Below are 20,467 nucleotides of genomic sequence, written 5' to 3'. Positions count from 1 at the left end.
TCTAAGGAGCAATCACTTTTTTGCTCTTCTGTTCTGCCTTTTTCGCCGCTTGTTTAGCCCGTTTTTCGGCTTGTTTTTTAGCAGCTTGTTCAGCGGCCAGACGACGCTTTTCTTCGGCTTTTTCCACTTCTAACTTTTCTAAATAGTAGTGGTAATCACCGCTGTAAGCCACCAGTTCCCCGTCCCGAACTTCCACTATTTTATTAGCTACTCGAGAAATAAAATAACGGTCATGGGAAACTAGTACCACGGTGCCTTCATATTCCTGCAAAGCTTCTTCCAGCATTTCTTTGGCGGGAATATCCAAATGGTTGGTCGGTTCATCAAGGATTAAAAAGTTGGCCGGGGTGAGCAACATTTTCGCCAAGGCTAAACGGGCTTTTTCCCCCCCACTGAGGGCGGCCACTTTTTTAAACACCGTTTCCCCAGAAAAGAGAAATCTTCCTAACAGGGTCCGCACTTCTTCATTTTTCCAGTCGGGCACTTCATCATGGATGGTCTCCATAACGGTTTTTTCTAAATCCAAAGCTTCCGCTTGGTTTTGCTCAAAATAGCCGGGCAAAATATTGTGTTCCCCTAATTTTATTTGCCCTTCGTCTGGCAATTCCATACCCATAATCATCCGCAGGAGGGTGGATTTACCGCAACCGTTGGGCCCCAAAAAAGCAATACGATCGCCCCGTTCAATTTCCAAATTAGCCCCCAGGAAGAGCAATTTATCGTTAAAGGAATGGGAAATATCTTCAATAAGCGCCACTTGCCGGCCACTGCGGGGGGCAGGGGGGAAATGGAATTTTAGGGTTCTTACTCCACCCACAGGAGCTTCTACCCGTTCAATTTTTTCTAGTTGCTTTTCTCGGCTTTTCGCTTGGGTACTGCGGGTGGCACTGGCCCGGAATTTATCCACAAAAGCTTGTTGTTTAGCCAAGGCCTTTTGTTGATGTTCATAGGCACTGGCCAGGGCAAGATTGCCTTCTTCTTTCTGCACTAGATAACTGGAATAATTGCCCAGATAGGTGGTGGAAATTCCCCGTTCCGTTTCGACAATTTTGGTGCAAAGCCGGTCGAGAAATTCCCGGTCATGGGAAATAATCACCATGGGAGTTTTTAAGCCCTTGAGGTAAGTTTCTAGCCATTCAATGGTTTCTAAATCTAAATGGTTGGTGGGCTCGTCCAACAGCAGTAAATCCGGCTCCTGGAGTAAAATTTTGCCTAAACTGATCCGCATCTGCCAGCCGCCACTAAAGGAACTCACCAGGCGATCGCCATCCTCCGGCTCAAAACCAATTTCTGGCAAAATCCGCTCAATTTGCGACTCCAAACGATAACCGTCTAGGCCTTCAAATTGCCGCTGTAATTTATCTAATTTGTGAATTAAATTTTCTAGGGTATCGGGATCGGCTACTTCCATTTCCTGATGGACGTGGTGCATGGCATCCTGAACCTGGTTCGCCTCGGTGAATACCGTCCACATTTCCTCCCGCAAAGTACGGCTGGGAGTAACGTCAAATTCTTGGGTTAAATGGGCAATTTTCAGCGCCGCTGGGCGAATAATTTCCCCCGCAGTGGCCTCCACTTCCCCCATAATGATCTTGAGTTGGGTGGATTTTCCGGCCCCGTTGACCCCCACCAGGCCTACCCGTTCTTCTGGTTTAACTTCCCAGTTCACATCTTTAAGAACTTCGCCGGTGGGATAAATTTTGCGGATGTGTTCGAGTCGGAGCATAGGAATAGGGCTGGGGGGAAACTGAGCTTCCAGTGTATCGAAAAATTGCCTTTAAAAACCTGTGCCCCACCATTACGACAGGGTAAATATTAACAAATTATTAACAAGGACTAGAATCACCATGGTTACAACCCCAGATTGGGTGAAAAAAGCCGTTTTCTATCAAATTTTTCCTGACCGTTTTGCCATCGGCCAACAACAGGCGATCGCCGTCGCTCAACAACCAAAGCTAGAACCATGGGAGGCCCCGCCAACGGTGCAGGGTTATAAGGGGGGCAACCTGTGGGGAGTGATCGAACATTTGGATTATCTCCAGGATTCGGGCATTACCGCTTTATACTTGACCCCCATTTTCCAGTCCGCCTGTAATCACCGTTATCACACCCATGACTATTACCAAGTGGATCCTCTACTGGGGGGCAACGAGGCGTTGCAGGCTTTACTAACCCAGGCCCACCGCCGGGAGATGAAAGTAGTCTTGGATGGAGTGTTTAACCATGCCAGCAGGGGTTTCTACTTTTTCAACGACATTTTGGAAAATGGCCCCCATTCTCCTTGGTTAGATTGGTTTCACATTGAAGATTGGCCCCTATCAGCCTATGACGGTTCTCTGCCAGCTAACTATCGGGGCTGGGTAGATTTGCGGGCCCTGCCCCAGTTTAACCATGACCATCCCGACGTACGGGAATATTTGATGCGGGTGGGGGAGTATTGGATTGCCCAGGGCATTGATGGTTGGCGTTTGGATGTGCCCGATTGTGTCAAAGCGGAAGGTTTTTGGCAAGAATTCCGCTGCAGGGTCAAGGCCATTAATCCAGAAGCCTACATTGTGGGGGAAATTTGGTGTGATGCTAGCCCCTGGTTAGCCGGAGATCAATTCGATGGGGTGATGAACTATCGCTTTACCGAACCTACCGTAGCTTTTGCCATTGGCGATCGCCTGCAAAAAGAACATCTACGGGGGGAAGAATATCGTCCTTACCCAGCCCTAACTGCAGAAGCCTATGGGGAAAGAATTAGCCAACTGCTGCAACAACATCCCTGGGAAATTCAGTTAACCCAATTAAATTTACTCAACAGCCACGACACCGCCCGCTTATTAACCCTAGCCAATGGCGATCGGCCCAGCGTTAACCTCGCTCTTTTACTGATGTTTACTTTCCCCGGTGCTCCCTGTGTTTACTACGGAGACGAAGTGGGTTTGCCTGGGGAGGCCGACCCCGATTGTCGCCGAGTTTTTCCTGCTAAAACTGACTGGGACTTGGATTGTTGGGAATTCTACCGCCAATTGATTGCCCTGCGCCATCGCTATCAATGTTTGCAATTGGGGGATTACAAAATTATCGCCACGGCAGGTATGGGCTATGTTTTTCAACGGCAATACGGCGATGAAACCCTAATGGTTGCCGTTAATAGTGGTGACAACATAATAGAAATTATATTATCTCCAGACATAATAAATTTGGATAAAATAGACATAGCTGAACCTGTATTTAGCGCTAATGGTGAGACCGTAATTGACCGGAACACCGCAGGGTTACTTTTGACCATGGCCCCTCAATCAGGAGCAGCTTTCGCCATCATTTGATTTTGGTCATGAAGCTAGCATTTTTTCAAAAATGTCTATCTTTTCTGGGGTTTATTTGGTTGCTATCCTGGGAAGCTCCACCTGTTCAGGCTTTTTCTTGTTACATTGTGCCAGGCCATGAATATCTGACTAAATTTGCGCTCACAAGACTCCAATCCAGTGATGATAAATTAACTAGGGTTTTTTATGGTGATTATGTCGGCGGCGTAAATTATTTATCCCATCCTTTGGCCTATGGCAATGTGGTTAATGATTTTCCTCAACTTGATCCGGCATTTGCCACAAGTTTAATCGGAATTTTGCTGGGACAGGAATGGGAACATTTTACCGCCCAAGAACAGAAAAAAATACTGACTGGGATGATCGAACACAGCGAATCCCATTCCCAGGTAATGCATTTTACCCGTAATTATCTTGACCCGCATCAACAACAGGCTCTTAGTGCCAAAGAGTCTTGTATTCTGTCTCAAAATTTTATCAAAAATGCAGTAATTTATGGCACTGAGGTAATGGCGGGCCAACAAATAGTCAACCAAAACTTGGACCGCTATCAACGCAAACAATTGGGTTTAAAATTTATTGGAGCATCGCTCCATACCGTCCAGGATTCTTTTGCCCCAGCCCATGTTAAACGTCATCCCCAGACCCATTTATTAACGGACGTTTGTAGTTTTCGTTATCCTTATTTCGGTCGTAACCAAGCATCAGTGTATTCCGTTGGTTGTGTCCATACCGTATTTGCTCACGAACGTGACTTTGGTGGGGGATCTATCCTGGAAGATGATCAAATTTGGCAGCGGAGCCAAGACCATTGTCAAATTCAAAGTAATGGCATGGTCGAGAAAAGTTTTAACTGTCTAACGGATCAAGCCCAATTGGGCACCATAGTTAGTCAGGATTTTTTAGCATCCCTAGTTCCTTTTCTAGACCAAGCCCTAAGGAAGCAGACGGTAGCCTATGAAGATCTGACAATGGTGTTGGACGATTTTTTAAATATTTACCATCCTTATCCAGCAAAAGGTTTGACGACCCAGGGCATTATGGCCTGTGATGGTTTAGCAGACTTCACTCCCCACACCCGCTTTGAATATCAGGAAAATTATTGAATCAAGGTTTTATTCATGCTCATTTTCTGGCGGTAGTTTTTCTAGGTTAAGCTGGGTTAGGGCCTATTTGTTAAAGCAACCCCTGTCAATTTGGAGCGCAGAGTAAACCAGCAATGACGCAAAAAGTAGTGGTGGGACTATCCGGCGGAGTAGATAGTTCGGTGGCGGCGGCCCTGTTGCACCGTCAAGGTTATGCCGTGGTGGGAGTTACCCTCTGGTTAATGAAGGGTAAGGGTCAATGCTGTTCGGAAGGGCTAGTGGATGCCGCTTCCATTTGTGAGCAGTTGGGGGTGCCCCACGAAATTGTGGACACCAGAGATTTATTCCAAAATCACATCATTGATTATCTGGTGCAGGGCTACGGCGAGGGCGTGACCCCATTACCCTGTTCCCAATGCAATAAGGCGGTCAAATTTGGCCCTATGCTGCAATATGCTCAGCAGTCCCTCGGTATCGATAAAATTGCCACGGGGCACTATGCACGCATTCGCTTTAATGAAGCCAGTCAACGCTACGAGTTGTTGCGGGCGGTCGATCGCCAGAAGGACCAATCCTATTTCCTTTATGACCTATCCCAGGAAATTTTGGCGGCCACCCTGTTTCCCCTGGGGGAGCAAACCAAAACTGTGACCCGACAGTTGGCAGCGGAATTTGACTTGAGCACAGCGGAAAAAAAAGATAGTCAGGATTTATGCCTGATTGAAGCCCATGGCTCCATGCGGGACTTTTTGGACAAATACATCGCCCCGAAAGCGGGGGAAATTGTTGATCTGTCCGGGGCGGTGTTGGGCCACCATGAAGGCATTCATCACTACACCATTGGCCAACGGAAAGGGTTAGGTATTGCGGCGGCGGAACCGTTATACGTGGTTAAGCTCGATCCGGTGATGAATCGGGTCATTGTCGGCGATCGCCAGAGTGCGGGCAGTGGGGAATGCTACGTACAACGGCTCAACTGGGTTTCCATTCCAGAGCCAACAGCCCCCATCCGCTGTGAAGTGCAGGTGCGCTACCGTTCCGCTCCAGTGACCGTCAATGCCATTCCCTGGCACGATCAACAAATCAAACTGGTCTTTGACGAACCTCAATTTGGCATCACTCCAGGGCAAGCCGCAGTGCTCTATGACGGCGATCGGGTGTTAGGGGGAGGTATTATTTGCCCCCAAAAGTCCGAAACAGCAGGGGTCTAGGCGGCATCGCCCCCCACCACCACATCCCGGATGCGTAAACTGGGGCCACCGCAACCCACCGCCAAACCATTTTGGCCCCCTTTGCCACAGCCCCCAGACTCATCCCAATAAAAGTCGTCGGCGATCGCCTCGATGTTAGCCAGGGTTTTAAACACATTGCCGGACAGGGTCACATCTTTAACCGGTTCCGCTAGCTGACCATGGCGGATCATCCAGGCCTCTCCAGCGCTAAAGGTGAACATTTCCCCGTTGGTCATACCCCCCAGCCAATTTTGGGCATAGATCCCTTCCTCAATGCCGTCTAACAAATTAGCCACAGGAGTTTCGCCCCGGCCAATCCACGTATTAGTCATCCGCACAATGGGGGGATAGTGGTAGTTCAAACAGCGGGCATTGCCAGTGGGTTTTTCCCCCAATTTCCCCGCCGTTTCCCTGGAATGGAGCCTACCCACCAATTCCCCATCTTTAATCAACTGGGTGGTACTGGCGGGCACCCCTTCATCGTCAAAACCATAACTACCCCGGTGCCCTGGTGGAGCCGCTCCATCAAAAATTTGTAATTCCGGCGGGCCAAAGCGCCGACCCAAACTCATCACTTCCAAAAAGTCGGGATTTTCGTAGAGCATATCCGCTTCGGACAGATGGCCAAAGGCTTCGTGGACAAATAACCCAGTCAAAATTGGGTCAATCACCACCGGATAAGTTTTTCCCTGCACTGTGGGCAAAGTTAACGCTTTCACTGCCCGTTGGGCCGCCCCCTGCACCACCTGGTCTAAATTTTCCAAATCCCCGTAGCCCCGGCGGGAGCCTGTGGTTTCTCTACCTACTTGAACGCCGTTGCCATCTTTGGCGGTGGCCGCAAAACGCATTTCCAAATCCCACCAACATTGCTCCAACAGAGTCCCTTCCGAAGTAGCTAGCAACACCGTTTGTTGGCTGTCGCTGTAGCGCACATGGGTGGTGGTAATCTTATCGCTGGTGCCCCGGAGCAAATCATTGTAGTGGTCACACAGAGCTTTTTTATCAGCCAAACTAATCTGGCGGGGATCTTTGCCCGTTAAAGGATTGATAAAGGTTTGTTGAACCGGATCAATGGGAGCCAACAGGGTTTCATCATCCCCAATTAATCGCGCGGCGGCGATCGCCTCTTCTAGTCTTTGGCGTAACTGTTCCCAACGGTTAAAACTGGCAAAACCCCAACCCCCTTGATGACAAACCCGCACCTGGCCACCCATGGCAATACCCTCACTGAGGGTTTCCACCTGGTCACTCCGCAAGCTAATTTGGGTTCCTTCGGACTGTTCCAAACGAATACTGATAAAGTCTGCCTGGGACTGGTAACGGCCAATTAGTTCCGGCAAGGTGACTTTAATGGTGGCTAAGTTCATGGGCAAAGAATTAGGGCGTCATCATCCATGATACTTTTCCTGCCCTTGCTTGACCGTCAGGGTCCATGGAAATAAACAGCTTTCAACCTAAGAGAAGATGATCTGGGAACCAGGGGCATTAATTTTTACCGACAAGACTTGATGATCCTTAAAAGTTTCCGCCAAACGGGGATGCACTGATGGGGGGGCAAAAAATAACATAAAACCCCCTGCTCCAGCCCCCAGCAATTTACCGCCCCAGGCCCCGGCTTCCCTTCCCTGTTGGTAAATGCGGTCAATGTCGCCATTGGAAATGCCCACATCTAAACTTCGCTTTGCCTGCCAGGCTTGATCCAATAATTCTCCGAAGGCTGACAAACATTGGTTACTAGTTAAAATGTCCCAACCTTTGTCCACCATGGCACGCATCAGTTTCAGGGTTTCTCGATTATCACCCACCCTTTTTAATTGCTTTTCCACCACATTGGCTGCCCGCCGTTTAATGCCGGTAAAAACAATAAAAATATGTTCTTCAAACTCCGCCATCCTTTCCGGGGCCATGGTGACCCGACTGACCACAATATCGTCTTCCTTGCGAAATTCCACCAAGTTAAATCCCCCCATGGCGGCCATTAGTTGATCCTGACAACCCACCTTGTCTTTGACCAAATGCCTTTCGACATAAATGGCTTCATAGGCTAAATCCAAAGGACGGATAAATTCCCCTTTAAAAGAGTGCAGAGCCTGGAGCAAGGAAACCGTAAAAGCAGAGGAAGACCCCAGACCGGTAAAAGCTGGTAAATCCGCCACGTTATGAAGCTCAATATCTTTTTCTAAACCACAGAATTTCAAGCATTCCCGAAAAACCACGTGCTCCATTTCGCTAGGATTTTTAACCAATTCCACTTTGCGGTAGGAAACGCGAATGGAATAGTCAAATAAATGACTCAGAAAAGGACTAGCAGTAACGTAGGAAAATTTGTCGATTGCCGTAGCTAGAACCGCACCACCATGCTGGAGAAAATACTCAGGATAATCGGTTCCCCCACCAAAAAAACTAATGCGGACAGGGGCACGGGAAATCAGCATGGGCCTGGCAAAGACAAGGTTAACGACAGATACATTATTGCCGACTGGGGGGCAATGTCAGCGCTCAAAAGAGAAACTGCTGGCTAAACCCAAGGCTAGAGGGAAATCCGTCCCCAAGCCTGGGAGTTTTCCCCCCCGGAGCCCCCATTGGATCTGCCAAAATTAAATTGTTCTTTCCCCCCGCACCCCATGAAATTTTCCCTCGAGTCTCTCTATGGTTGGTACCGTCAAATGCTGAACCATCCCCGGTACCGTTGGTGGATTGTCCTCGGCTCCTTGGTGTATCTCCTCAGTCCCATCGATTTTCTGCCCGACGTTTTCCCCGTACTTGGTTGGATTGACGATGGTTTAATTGCCACTTTGCTGGTATCGGAAATTTCCCAAATGGTTCTCACTGGCTTAAAAAACAAGACAACCAAGCAGGAAAAGGATGCCCCCCAGGAAACCGTGGTGGTGGATGTGGTGGATGTGGTGGGACAGGACGTGGCCCACAGTTAATTCGGTCGGGTCAAACCTGAAATGTTCTTAAATTTCCCCTGATTCCCTAACTGCGGAAAATTTTCAGATCCTGAGGATTTCGACAACGGAATACAGTGACCAAAACCCAGAGCTTTTTAACTTCCCCCAGGGAATCTCTCCTTAGGGAAGTTTTTGTTTGTCTGTTATTCTGTTTGCACTATTACCTTTTCCGCCACAGTTTGGGCTAAACGTCGGGCTGCATCGACCGATTCTGCCTGGGCTAGGGCAACTCCTAAACGCCTATGGGGTCTGGCATTGGGCTTACCAAATAAACGCACATCGGTGCCGGATTCTGTTAAAGCTTCTGCTAATCCGGCGTAACTAAGCTTTTCCCCAGCTTCTAGAGCGAGGATAACTGCGCTGGCGGCGGGCCCCGTTTGTTTAATTTGAGGAATGGGTAAACCTAAAATGGCCCGCAAATGTAGCTCAAATTCGTTCAAGTTTTGGGAAATGAGGGTAACCATGCCAGTGTCATGGGGCCGGGGGGACAATTCGGAAAAAATCACTTCCTCCGGGGTAATGAAAAATTCCACTCCAAAAATACCCGCCCCCCCCAGAGCATCGGTAACGGTTTTGGCGATCGCCTGGGCCTGGGCTAGTTGCCTTTGGGTTAAGGGGGCTGGTTGCCATGATTCTTGATAGTCTCCCCGTTCTTGGCGGTGGCCAATGGGATCACAAAACAGAGTTTCTCCCTGCCATTGGCGGATAGTTAAGAGCGTAATTTCCAACTCGAAGGGAATAAATTCCTCCACAATCACCTTGGTCTGATCCCCCCTCGCTCCGGCGATCGCCGCTGACCAGGCCTGTTGCACCTCTCCTGCATTGTTAACTACAGATTGCCCCTTACCCGAAGAAGACATGACCGGCTTGACCACATTGGGAAAACCAATGGCCTGGCTTACCTCCTCTAACTCGGCCAAACTGGTGGCGTAATTGTAACGGGCAGTACGTACCCCCAACTGTTGGGCGGCCAACTCCCGAATCCGGTCCCGGTTCATGGTCAGATTGGTGGCTTGGGCGGTGGGAATGACCCGATAGCCCCCGGCTTCCAGCTCCAACAATTTTTCCGTGCGGATGGCCTCCACTTCTGGCACAATCCAATCCGGCTGATATTTTTTTACCACTGCTTCCAGGGCATTCCCATCCAACATAGAAATGACTTCGGCAACCTGGGCCACCTGCATGGCTGGCGCATCCGGATAACGGTCCACCGCAATGACCCGATTGCCCAATCTCTGGGCGGCAATGGTAAATTCCTTGCCCAATTCCCCAGAGCCGAGTAACAGAAAAGTTTGGGGCAAAGTGACAGGATTGGCCATGGTTAAATGTTAGAGGGTGGGGGTTAACCGGCTAGGGATCTGGTTTTTCTCAGTTTCCCACAGTTATTGCCTATTGCCCCCTCAGCTCTGGGACAAATACCTGGTCATATTGTCCAAAGTCTCTGGGCTTTGGGCCTTTTGCTTGGGTTTGGCTTTAATAGGGGATTTTAGCGTCCATTTTTTTGATAAACAGCAAATTTACTTGCTAGCGAAATGTATGGATAATTATCCCCCAACTCCAGAGCCCTATAACTTAGCCAATGAATTGGCCAAGGAACGGAATCGGGCCGCCGCAGAAAGGACATTAATGGCTTGGATTCGCACCAGCCTTTCTTTGATCAGTTTTGGCGTGGGCATTGACCGTATTGTCGCTGCCATCCATGGCGCGTTTCCGGGGGGCAGAAATGGTTTTCACCTATCCCGGACTTTGGGTTTATCCTTTATTATCATTGGCACCTTAGCCCTACTGGCGGCGGCCATTAATCACCGTCAGGATTTAAAGCACATTGAACGGGGACGTTTCACTTACCAGTCCCGTCTTTCCATTAGTTTTGTGGTGGCGATCGCCTTGGTGGTGGTGGGAACCTTTGCTTTTTTAGCAATCATGTTCCAATCGTTTTAGGCCGTTCACGCTCACCAATAGAGTTTTCCTACTAAGTATATTTGTATATTTTTGATGGTCTCCTGCGAAAATCTTTGGCAACAGGCCCTAGCAATCCTGGCAACCCAGTTAACCAAACCGGCCTTTGACACTTGGATCAAAGCATCAGTCCTAATTTCCTTGGGGGATGGGGTGGCCACCATTCAGGTGGAGAATGGTTTTGTCCTGAACCATCTGCAAAAAAGCTATGGACCACTGCTGATGGAGGTACTGACGGATTTAACAGGCCAGGAGATCACGGTGAAGCTCATTACCGATGGCTTGGAACCCCATAGCTTAATTGGCCAGGAGTCTTCTCTGCCCATGGAGACCACCCCTAAAAATGCCACAGCGCTCAATGGTAAATATACTTTTTCTCGTTTTGTGGTGGGGCCCACCAATCGCATGGCCCATGCGGCATCTTTGGCTGTAGCAGAATCCCCCGGACGGGAATTTAATCCTCTTTTTCTCTGTGGCGGCGTTGGTCTAGGCAAAACCCACCTCATGCAGGCGATCGCCCATTACCGACTGGAAATGTACCCTAACGCCAAGGTTTATTACGTTTCCACAGAAAGATTTACCAATGATCTGATCACGGCCATCCGCCAGGACAATATGGAGGATTTCCGAAGCTATTACCGCAGTGCAGACTTTCTACTCATTGACGACATTCAATTTATTAAGGGCAAGGAGTACACCCAAGAGGAGTTTTTCCACACCTTCAACAGTCTCCACGAAGCGGGCAAACAAGTGGTTGTAGCCTCCGACCGTGCTCCCCAAAGGATTCCTGGCTTACAGGACCGGCTCATTTCCCGTTTTTCCATGGGCTTAATTGCCGATATCCAGGTGCCAGATTTGGAAACCCGCATGGCCATTCTGCAAAAAAAGGCTGAGTACGACAGGATTCGTCTGCCCAAGGAGGTCATTGAGTATATTGCTTCCCATTACACTTCCAACATCCGGGAACTGGAAGGAGCCCTGATCCGGGCGATCGCCTACACGTCCCTATCGAACGTGGCCATGACAGTGGAAAACATTGCGCCGGTGCTCAATCCCCCGGTGGAAAAGGTGGCCGCCGCCCCGGAGACCATCATCACCATTGTGGCCCAGCATTATCAGTTAAAGGTTGAAGAACTACTCAGTAACTCCCGCCGTCGGGAAGTTAGCCTGGCGCGTCAAGTGGGGATGTATTTAATGCGTCAGCACACAGACCTGAGTTTGCCTCGCATTGGGGAAGCCTTTGGCGGGAAAGACCACACCACCGTGATGTACAGTTGCGACAAAATAACCCAGCTCCAGCAAAAAGATTGGGAGACCAGTCAGACCCTCACTAGCCTCAGTCATCGCATCAATATTGCCGGCCAAGCCCCGGAATCCTAGACCCCTGGCGATCGGCGATTATGAGAGTGAATATGTCAGAATGTAAAATATTTGCTAATAATATGTAGATGCGTTTCGGCAAGGAACGCCAACATAAGTGCAGGTTTGGCCCCTGTGGCCTGGCTTGCTACCCATAAGAAAATGGCATCAGGAGAACAAATATTGTTCCACCGACAGGCCGCATTTGGGTTTTGGCCAACCGCTATACCCCGGCGGTGTAGTTTCCAATCGTCTCGTCTTATTAGAGAATGGAGTCTAAATGGCATAACCCAAATTACAAAAGCCTCCTTTAGAAATTCTTGCCTTTGATGCTAGCTACGCAAGAGGATTTGCATTTATGACTATTGCAGTCGGACGCGCCCCAGTCGAAAGAGGATGGTTTGATGTCCTCGACGATTGGCTAAAGCGTGATCGTTTCGTATTTATTGGTTGGTCTGGTTTGCTGCTCTTCCCCTGTGCCTTCATGGCCCTGGGGGGATGGCTAACCGGCACCACCTTCGTTACTTCCTGGTACACCCACGGTCTAGCCAGTTCCTATCTAGAAGGAGCTAACTTTTTGACCGTGGCGGTCTCTTCCCCCGCCGATGCCTTCGGCCATTCCCTCCTGTTCCTCTGGGGACCCGAAGCCCAAGGTAACCTGACCCGCTGGTTCCAAATCGGTGGTTTGTGGCCCTTCGTTGCCCTCCACGGTGCCTTCGGTCTGATTGGCTTTATGCTGCGTCAGTTCGAAATTTCCCGTCTGGTTGGCATTCGTCCCTACAACGCCATCGCCTTCTCTGGTCCCATTGCGGTGTTTGTCAGTGTCTTTTTGATGTACCCCTTGGGACAATCCAGTTGGTTCTTTGCCCCCAGCTTTGGGGTAGCGGGAATCTTCCGGTTCATTTTGTTCCTGCAAGGGTTCCACAACTGGACTTTGAACCCCTTCCACATGATGGGAGTGGCAGGGATTTTGGGCGGCGCCCTCCTCTGTGCTATCCACGGTGCCACGGTGGAAAACACCCTGTTTGAAGATGGGGAAGATTCCAATACTTTCCGGGCATTTGAACCCACCCAAGCAGAAGAAACCTATTCCATGGTGACCGCTAACCGTTTCTGGTCTCAGATTTTCGGTATTGCTTTCTCCAACAAGCGGTGGTTGCACTTCTTCATGTTGTTCGTGCCGGTAACTGGTCTGTGGATGAGTTCCGTCGGTATCGTCGGTTTAGCCTTGAACCTACGGGCCTATGACTTTGTCTCCCAGGAGCTACGGGCGGCGGAAGACCCGGAATTTGAAACTTTCTATACGAAAAACATTTTGTTGAACGAAGGGATGCGCGCCTGGATGGCTCCCCAAGATCAACCCCATGAAAACTTTATCTTCCCTGAGGAGGTTCTCCCCCGTGGTAACGCTCTCTAATACTTCGATGGTGGGGGGACGTGACCTTCCCTCTACCGGTTTTGCTTGGTGGTCGGGAAATGCCCGGCTGATTAATCTTTCCGGTAAATTACTTGGTGCCCACGTGGCCCACGCCGGTTTGATCGTTTTCTGGGCTGGGGCCATGACCCTATTTGAAGTTGCCCACTTCATTCCCGAAAAACCCATGTATGAGCAGGGTTTAATCCTCCTGCCCCATATTGCGACCCTGGGCTGGGGCGTTGGTCCCGCTGGAGAAGTGACTGATATTTTCCCCTTCTTCGTAGTAGGGGTGCTGCACTTAATTTCTTCCGCAGTTTTAGGTCTTGGGGGTATTTACCATGCCCTCCGTGGCCCGGAAGTATTGGAAGAGTATTCCAGCTTCTTTGGCTATGACTGGAAAGATAAAAACCAGATGACCAACATCATTGGCTACCACTTGATCCTGTTGGGTTGTGGTGCTCTGTTACTGGTCTTTAAAGCCATGTTCTTTGGCGGTGTATACGACACCTGGGCCCCCGGTGGTGGGGACGTACGGGTGATCACTAACCCCACCCTCAACCCGGCGATTATCTTCGGCTATCTGCTGAAAGCGCCCTTTGGGGGAGAAGGTTGGATCATCAGTGTCAACAACATGGAAGACATCATCGGTGGTCACATCTGGATCGGTTTGATCTGTATTTCCGGTGGTATCTGGCACATTCTGACCAAACCCTTTGGCTGGGCTCGCCGGGCTCTGATTTGGTCTGGGGAAGCTTATCTTTCCTACAGCTTGGGTGCTTTGTCTTTAATGGGCTTCATTGCCTCCGTATTTGTTTGGTTTAACAACACTGCCTATCCCAGTGAATTCTATGGCCCCACCGGCATGGAAGCCTCCCAATCCCAAGCCTTCACCTTCCTGGTGCGGGACCAACGGTTAGGTGCCAACATTGCTTCTGCCCAAGGCCCCACTGGTTTGGGTAAATACCTGATGCGTTCTCCTTCTGGGGAAATCATCTTCGGCGGTGAAACCATGCGTTTCTGGGACTTCCGTGGTCCTTGGTTGGAGCCCCTCCGTGGACCCAACGGTTTGGATTTGGACAAACTCCGCAATGACATTCAGCCCTGGCAAGTACGTCGGGCCGCTGAATACATGACCCATGCTCCCCTTGGTTCCTTGAACTCTGTGGGTGGGGTTATTACCGACGTTAACTCCTTTAACTACGTATCTCCCCGGGCTTGGTTGGCTACTTCCCACTTTGTCCTTGGCTTCTTCTTCTTAGTTGGTCACCTCTGGCATGCTGGTCGTGCTCGGGCGGCGGCCGCTGGGTTTGAAAAAGGTATTGACCGGGAAACGGAACCCACGTTGTTCATGCCTGACCTCGACTAGATTGAGACTTTTCTGATTTTGCAAAGGTTTTGCTTTAGTTAAACCCAATTGATTAGTGTCCCCTGCCCATTTGGTGGGGGATTATTATTTTTAAGATAATCCTATTTTTTGGAGTGAGGCCAGTTACCTATTAGACGCGCGACTCGAAAGTCGTTCAGGGGAGTTGGAACGGCTTCCAAAAACCTTTCCCCGCTGGTGTTTAACTGGATGGGGATGGCCCCTTTGGAATGTTCAAACACTAATGGGAGGGTAACCAATGCCGACCCCTTTAGCGAAAACAGGATGTCTCAATAAGCGAATGCTACCGACCGAAAGTTAACCGGAATCCATATTTCAAGACGCTGCTTGAGCCGTATACAGTAAAGGTTGTATGTACGGCTCTGAGGATAGGGATCGGAATATATAGTAGATTCAAATAAGACTGAGATGCTAAACGCCACAGTAAGAGCGGATAATTTCATCAAGAGACGTGTCAATAGGAGCGTACATTCTAGCTCGTTTCAAGGCACTAAAGTCATGCTCAATATCATTTAAATCAGGAGAATACTTTGGCAAAAAAAGAACTTCATGACCTGCTTCTTTAGCCAATTCTTTAATGGCAGTTTTACGATGAATAGGAGCATTATCCATTATTAATATTGATGGAATGTCGAGGGAGGGTAGTAAATATAATTTTAACCATCCTTCAAAGCCTTCTGCATTCAAACTCCCAGTAAAAACCATCGGTGCAATCAAATCTTTTTTTCCCTTTCTTCTCCCTGCTACTAGATTTTCTCTGACTCCCCTTTTTCCTTGTCTATCTCCATAAACTTTTTTTCCTTTTTTTGACCAGGCATAAATACAAGCCTGGATTGCTTCGAATCCAGATTCATCTATGTAAACTATAGCTTGACTACCATAGAGCTTGATTAGTTCTCTTAACATTCTATAGTACTTAACTCGTTCCTCCCGGTTTCTTTCTCGATAACATAGTTCTTTTTTTTTCTGTTTATTTTCATTTTCTTTAATGCGTAATATACGGCACTCGGCCTCACTCCAAATTTCTTGGCTCTGTCTATCAATCTTGCATCGGGATTTTCTTCTACGTCTTTTTTTAGAGCTTCCCAGTCTAATTTCCTATGGCGACGCTCTACTTTTGTTGGGCTTAAATCTACTCTATTTAACCATCTGTATATCGAGACTTTTCCTATTTTATATATCTTGGAAGCCTCAGTTATTTTTCCTCCAGCTTCTATATAAGCTACTACTCTTTGCCTCAAATCTAAACTGTAAGCCATTGTTTAAACCTGTTCATCTTGTACACCCCATGATTTTACATTAAATTCTCTCATCGCTAATTGAAATGACTATAACTAAAACTTGCTCCTTTACCCGATCGTTAGATACTCTGTTTAGGTAGCAAAAGCGTAGCAGCGTTACCCATTGTTTTAAAGTATTGAAGGAATTTCTGATGACCTATGACAACACCGATCCCAAACAACATTCATCTTTAAAAGTTATCTATCGTTTTTTGGGAGGGGCTACAGTTGGTGCTCTTGTACTGCTAATTCCTGTGACATATTCGACATTTGACAATTTTGGACTTGTTCAGGTAGGTGTTGCATCATTGCTAGTTACATTATGTGGCTTACTGTCAATTGTTTGGGGTGAAAAATTTATTGACGTGGTAATGCGAATGCTGAATGGTACTGGTCTCTAGGCGAGTGCGATCAAGTAGTTCATTTAGACTAATTGCTAGGTTGTTAACGCCAATTTCCGCAGATCCCCTGCCATCGATTCACCCCCAATAGCCTAAAATGAAGCCTGTTGCCCCAAGAAGCTTTTTCGCTATGGATTTTTTGGAATTTATCACCGCCTGGGAAGGAAAATGGCTTTCCCAACGTACTAATTATAGTTTTGAGCAAAATGAAGCGGGCAATGCCAAATCCGATGTGACGGTGCAAAGGTGGGATAGTCAAACTGAGCTTGGGCGATCGCTCCTGGAGCGGGCCGGGTTAAAAAATCAAGGGGAGTTAATCCTGCTACAACTGAGTTGGGATAATTCCGTAGACTGGGGCAAGTCCAAACAAAAGGGCACCATCTATTATGGCTTTTTACCCGATGCTGACCATGGAGATCGGGGTCAACTATGGCGGGGCACAACGAATTCCAACTTGGCTTTCCTAAGGGGTGATTATCATTTAGGTTCTGATGAATGTTTGACCCTAAATCTAGGGGATGGGGAGACTAGTTTAACGGAAAGGCATTGGTATGCTAGTCCTAATCTCCGACTCCGCACCAGTTTGATCCAGCAGGGAGAAGGTTATAGTCATAGTGCCTTCTATTCTGATATTCGTCGTTTGCCTCCGGCAGAGTAACAGTTATCAAGTACAAGTAATAATTATCCTCAACCCGAACCGATTATTCCATGGCATTTTTTAAAGAAGACCCGGCTTTGGGGGATATGGCCCAGGCTATTCTCGAAACTACTTGGCAAACTTTCCCCCAACTTCAGCGGGATCAAATTGCCTTGACTTGGTTGGTTTATGACGCTCCAGTGGTGGTTAATACCGGGGGGGCGATCGCCGCCAATGAGTTTTGGCAATATCCGGTGCGGGGTTTTAGTTATCGGGGCATTGAACGTATTTATCCCGCCAGTGTGGTGAAATTGTTTTACCTGGTGGCCATGGCGGAATGGTTGGAAGGAGGCATGGTGAATGATTCCCCGGAGTTGGACCGGGCCGTGCGGGATATGATTGTGGACTCCAGCAACGATGCCACTAGCTTAGTGGTAGATATACTCACTGGCACCAGCAGTGGGCCCATGTTACCCCCCGGACCCTTTGAAACTTGGCAGCAACAACGCAATATTGTGAACCGTTATTTTCAATCCTTGGGCTGGGAGGAGTTGCAGAATATTAATGTCAACCAAAAGACCTGGGGTGATGGTTACTATGGCCGGGAAAGGGCCTTTGTGGGGGAACTTTACGAACAGCGCAACATGTTAACCACCAATGCTGTGGCCAGGTTATTACACAGTATCATTGGCGGGGTGGCGGTGTCCTCAACCCGTTCCCAACAAATGATGCAATTACTTAAACGAGATTTAACGGCCGCTCCGGCTCCTTTGGGGGAAGATAACCAAATTACCGGTTTTCTCGGTGAACCATTGCCTAAAGATGCCCAAATGTGGTCTAAGGCCGGTTGGACCAGCCAGGTGCGCCATGATTGTGCCTACATTGAAATTCCCCACCAGAGTCCCTATCTTTTGGTGGTGTTCACGGAAAATTCTGCCCTCGCTGGCAATCGCCGCCTATTGCCGTTTATTTCCCAAGCCTTTGCCAATGCCCACTAAATCAGAGCCATGGCTGCCGATTTTGAAACCTCTAATCGACGCTGGTTAGATAAACTTCCCAGGAATTTAACCGATAGCGCCCGTTCTCTCCATCCCCGTACCCTTGTGGCGGCCATTGTGGTGGGGCTGATTACCGGTGTATTGGGGGCCGGTTTTAAATCCGCTGTGAACAATATGCTCCAGTGGCGATCGCAATTAGCACAAATACTTGCCCCCATACCGCCCTTGGCTTGGCTGGTCACCGCTCTGATCAGTGGTGGCATGGTAGCCCTCAGCTTTTGGTTAATGAAACGTTTTGCCCCGGACACCAGCGGCAGTGGTATTCCCCAAATTGAAGGGCATTTGGAAGGGAAACTTCCCCTGGTCTGGCAGAGGGTCTTGCCTATCAAATTAGTGGGGGGATTTTTATCCTTGGGAGCTGGTATGTTGGCGGGATTTGAAGGGCCAACGATTCAAATGGGGGGAAGCATTGGCCAGATGACTGGGGGGTGGTTCAAGGCAACTCAAGAGAATCAACGAATTTTAATTGCAGTGGGAGCCGGGGCCGGTTTGGCCACCGCTTTTAATGCGCCCCTGGCAGGGGTAGCTCTGATTGGGGAAGAAATGCATCCTCGTTTTCGTAGTCAAACCTTGGCGTACCATAGCCTACTATTTGGCTGTGTGATGGCCACTATTATTCTCAGAATGATTCGAGGGCAGTCCGCCATCATCAGCTTGACTGAGTTTAAACGGGTTCCCCTGGATTCCCTCTGGATGTTCATTATTTTGGGGATTTTATTTGGGGTGATGGGTTACACCTTCAACCGGGGTCTATTCAAAGTACTAGACTGGTTCGATCGCCTGCCGCCCCTAGCAACTAAATGGAAAGGGTTTTTGCTCGGTTCCATCATTGGCATTTTGTCCCTATTTCCCCTACCCCTCACCGACGGGGGAGACAATGCAGTGCTCTGGGCTTTTAACAGTCAATCCCATTTTTCTACACTCATACTGGTGTTTTGTGGCAGATTTTTGTTAACCCTGATCTGCTACGGCTCCGGGGCAATTGGCGGTATTTTTGCCCCCATGTTGGGCATTGCTTCCATTGTCAGTGTAGCCATGGCGAGACATTTCCATTTACTCTTTCCCAGTCAAATTCCTGAACCCGCTGTAATGGCGATCGCCGGCATGGGAGCTTTAGTAGCGGCAACGGTGCGAGCCCCATTAACTGCAATTCTGTTAACCATAGAAATGACGGACAACTATTTTGTGATTTTGCCTTTGTTAGTTACCTGCCTAGTGGCCAGTGTGGTGGCGGAAGCATTGGGGGGTAAACCCATTTATACAGTCTTGCTAGAAAGAACTTTAGCTAAACAAAACCGTGGCTAAGATTTATTGTCTTGACCCCGATTCTTTTAGCGAAGGAAAATCTGGCCTCCCCTTTGAACCTTGGGTAAACCCGTGGGGTCTAAACCCCCGTAACCGCCAAAGAGGTAGGTTTTGTTGGTTAAGCCCTTAGTCAATCCAGCGGTAGAAGAAAACGAAGCTAGCATGATCCAGCGAAGTCAGCAGGGTGATGCTGAGGCCTTTCGTCAACTTTATCGTCGGTACCAGGCTAAAGTACGTTCTACCCTTTATCAACTTTGTGGACAGCATCAACTCGATGATCTAGTTCAGGAGGTCTTTTTCAAAGTGTGGAAAGGATTGCCCAAACTCCGCAATCACAATTTTTTTGCCACCTGGCTTTATCGCATTACTTGGAATGTGGCCCAGGATGCCCGTAAACAATTGGGGCGATCGCGCCAACGGATTCATCAACCCAGTACTGCCTTAGCCGACAACGAAGGGGAAATATCCCTGCAATTGTCTCGGCCCGAGGACAGTCCCGATCTGTTGCAACTCCATTACCAGGATTTGGTGCAGCAAGGCTTGGCTACCCTCAGCTTTGAGCATCGCACGGTGTTGGTGCTCCACGATCTGGAGGATTTGCCCCAAAAGACCATTGCGGAGGTACTAAATTTGCCTGGGGGTACTATCAAATCCCGTTTATTCTATGCTCGGCGGGCCATGCGGGAATTCTTGCAGCAACAGGGAGTTCAAGATGTCTTTTAACCCTTTTAATACCGATCAAGAGACAAAACTGAAGCACTTTTTGCAGGCCCATCGCCCAGGGGTTCCCGCTCCCTCGCCGGCACTAGAGGAGCAGATTTTGCAACGGATCAAGCAATGTCCCCGCCGTTCCTTGACCCCTAGTTTGTCTTGGCAATGGCTGGGGGGAGGAGTTCTACTCTTCGGCCTAGTGGGGGCAGGGCTTTTCGGTTGGCGATCGCCGATGCAAACGGCCGAAGAACCGAACATGGCGGAACTGGAAGCTTTCCTCCAGGAAACTTGGTCTGGCTCCATCTACCCCGACAGCGTCAACGGAGCTAACCAGGATTGGTGGTTACTAAGCGATCCCCCACGGGAATAAG

At 48.9% G+C, this 20,467-nt stretch carries 20 protein-coding genes; 14 read left to right on the top strand and 6 right to left on the bottom strand.

Annotation, left to right across the window (positions count from 1 at the left end):
- Position 1: 1 nt before the first annotated feature.
- Positions 2–1,726 (bottom strand): ABC-F family ATP-binding cassette domain-containing protein, encoded by a 1,725-nt coding sequence (locus C7I86_RS06410; RefSeq protein ID WP_010872439.1) that lies wholly within the window; start codon positions 1,724–1,726, stop codon positions 2–4.
- Positions 1,727–1,847: 121 nt separating this feature from the next.
- Here C7I86_RS06410 and C7I86_RS06405 point away from each other — a divergent pair, with 121 nt between their 5' ends.
- The 3 genes from C7I86_RS06405 to mnmA all read left to right on the top strand — a co-directional run bounded on the left by C7I86_RS06405 (position 1,848) and on the right by mnmA (position 5,610).
- A complete protein-coding gene (locus C7I86_RS06405) occupies positions 1,848–3,314 on the top strand; it encodes a glycoside hydrolase family 13 protein (RefSeq protein ID WP_020861692.1) in 1,467 nt (488 codons plus the stop codon).
- Positions 3,315–3,322: 8 nt separating this feature from the next.
- On the top strand, positions 3,323–4,420 hold the full coding sequence (locus tag C7I86_RS06400) for a hypothetical protein (RefSeq protein WP_010872437.1): 1,098 nt from the start codon (positions 3,323–3,325) through the stop codon (positions 4,418–4,420).
- A gap of 113 nt (positions 4,421–4,533) precedes the next feature.
- Positions 4,534–5,610 carry a tRNA 2-thiouridine(34) synthase MnmA gene (gene mnmA / locus C7I86_RS06395; protein ID WP_010872436.1) on the top strand — a complete coding sequence of 359 codons (1,077 nt, stop codon included), beginning with the start codon at positions 4,534–4,536 and terminating at the stop codon, positions 5,608–5,610.
- Here mnmA and C7I86_RS06390 read toward each other — a convergent pair.
- Positions 5,607–6,998: a TldD/PmbA family protein gene (locus C7I86_RS06390; RefSeq protein ID WP_010872435.1), complete on the bottom strand. Its 1,392-nt coding sequence runs from the start codon at positions 6,996–6,998 to the stop codon at positions 5,607–5,609. The two genes, mnmA and C7I86_RS06390, sit on opposite strands and share 4 nt — an antisense overlap.
- Before the next feature lie 87 nt (positions 6,999–7,085).
- Positions 7,086–8,066 carry an LmbP protein gene (locus C7I86_RS06385; RefSeq protein WP_010872434.1) on the bottom strand — a complete coding sequence of 327 codons (981 nt, stop codon included), beginning with the start codon at positions 8,064–8,066 and terminating at the stop codon, positions 7,086–7,088.
- A 189-nt stretch (positions 8,067–8,255) separates the two neighbouring features.
- Here C7I86_RS06385 and C7I86_RS06380 point away from each other — a divergent pair, with 189 nt between their 5' ends.
- Positions 8,256–8,564, top strand: coding sequence for a YkvA family protein (locus C7I86_RS06380; RefSeq protein WP_010872433.1), 309 nt, complete (start codon positions 8,256–8,258; stop codon positions 8,562–8,564).
- A 164-nt stretch (positions 8,565–8,728) separates the two neighbouring features.
- Here C7I86_RS06380 and purT read toward each other — a convergent pair whose 3' ends face one another.
- Positions 8,729–9,904: a phosphoribosylglycinamide formyltransferase 2 gene (purT, locus tag C7I86_RS06375; RefSeq protein ID WP_010872432.1), complete on the bottom strand. Its 1,176-nt coding sequence runs from the start codon at positions 9,902–9,904 to the stop codon at positions 8,729–8,731.
- A gap of 217 nt (positions 9,905–10,121) precedes the next feature.
- On the opposite strand from purT, the gene C7I86_RS06370 reads away from it, so the two are divergent.
- The 4 genes from C7I86_RS06370 to psbC all read left to right on the top strand — a co-directional run bounded on the left by C7I86_RS06370 (position 10,122) and on the right by psbC (position 14,686).
- Entirely contained in the window at positions 10,122–10,526 is a 405-nt protein-coding gene (locus C7I86_RS06370; RefSeq protein ID WP_041425957.1) for a YidH family protein, read from the top strand.
- Between the two features lie 54 nt (positions 10,527–10,580).
- Positions 10,581–11,924: a chromosomal replication initiator protein DnaA gene (gene dnaA, locus C7I86_RS06365; protein WP_010872430.1), complete on the top strand. Its 1,344-nt coding sequence runs from the start codon at positions 10,581–10,583 to the stop codon at positions 11,922–11,924.
- A 337-nt stretch (positions 11,925–12,261) separates the two neighbouring features.
- Positions 12,262–13,320 (top strand): photosystem II D2 protein (photosystem q(a) protein), encoded by a 1,059-nt coding sequence (gene psbD, locus C7I86_RS06360; RefSeq protein ID WP_010872429.1) that lies wholly within the window; start codon positions 12,262–12,264, stop codon positions 13,318–13,320.
- Entirely contained in the window at positions 13,304–14,686 is a 1,383-nt protein-coding gene (gene psbC, locus C7I86_RS06355; protein WP_014407100.1) for a photosystem II reaction center protein CP43, read from the top strand. The genes psbD and psbC overlap by 17 nt, the downstream gene beginning before the upstream one ends.
- A 429-nt stretch (positions 14,687–15,115) precedes the next feature.
- On the opposite strand, the gene C7I86_RS19080 is transcribed toward psbC, so the two are convergent.
- Entirely contained in the window at positions 15,116–15,610 is a 495-nt protein-coding gene (locus C7I86_RS19080) for an IS630 family transposase (protein WP_010871314.1), read from the bottom strand.
- Positions 15,604–15,963: an IS630 transposase-related protein gene (locus tag C7I86_RS19075; protein WP_010872427.1), complete on the bottom strand. Its 360-nt coding sequence runs from the start codon at positions 15,961–15,963 to the stop codon at positions 15,604–15,606. The genes C7I86_RS19080 and C7I86_RS19075 overlap by 7 nt, the downstream gene beginning before the upstream one ends.
- Before the next feature lie 173 nt (positions 15,964–16,136).
- On the opposite strand from C7I86_RS19075, the gene C7I86_RS06345 reads away from it, so the two are divergent.
- The 6 genes from C7I86_RS06345 to C7I86_RS06320 all read left to right on the top strand — a co-directional run bounded on the left by C7I86_RS06345 (position 16,137) and on the right by C7I86_RS06320 (position 20,466).
- Positions 16,137–16,385 (top strand): hypothetical protein, encoded by a 249-nt coding sequence (locus tag C7I86_RS06345; RefSeq protein WP_041428174.1) that lies wholly within the window; start codon positions 16,137–16,139, stop codon positions 16,383–16,385.
- 97 nt (positions 16,386–16,482) lie between these two features.
- Entirely contained in the window at positions 16,483–17,043 is a 561-nt protein-coding gene (locus C7I86_RS06340) for a phycobiliprotein lyase (RefSeq protein ID WP_010872426.1), read from the top strand.
- A gap of 50 nt (positions 17,044–17,093) precedes the next feature.
- A complete protein-coding gene (locus tag C7I86_RS06335) occupies positions 17,094–18,020 on the top strand; it encodes a serine hydrolase (protein ID WP_010872425.1) in 927 nt (308 codons plus the stop codon).
- 9 nt (positions 18,021–18,029) lie between these two features.
- A complete protein-coding gene (gene clcA, locus C7I86_RS06330) occupies positions 18,030–19,385 on the top strand; it encodes a H(+)/Cl(-) exchange transporter ClcA (protein ID WP_010872424.1) in 1,356 nt (451 codons plus the stop codon).
- Positions 19,386–19,547: 162 nt separating this feature from the next.
- Positions 19,548–20,108, top strand: coding sequence for a sigma-70 family RNA polymerase sigma factor (locus C7I86_RS06325; protein WP_010872423.1), 561 nt, complete (start codon positions 19,548–19,550; stop codon positions 20,106–20,108).
- Positions 20,098–20,466: a hypothetical protein gene (locus C7I86_RS06320; protein ID WP_020861688.1), complete on the top strand. Its 369-nt coding sequence runs from the start codon at positions 20,098–20,100 to the stop codon at positions 20,464–20,466. Before C7I86_RS06325 ends, C7I86_RS06320 begins: the two co-directional genes overlap by 11 nt.
- Position 20,467: the final 1 nt, after the last annotated feature.

The organism is Synechocystis sp. IPPAS B-1465 (assembly GCF_003015225.1).
Classification (GTDB): domain Bacteria; phylum Cyanobacteriota; class Cyanobacteriia; order Cyanobacteriales; family Microcystaceae; genus Synechocystis.
The sequence above is the reverse complement of the archived record's forward strand: the minus strand, read 5'-3'. Positions and strand labels throughout refer to the sequence as shown.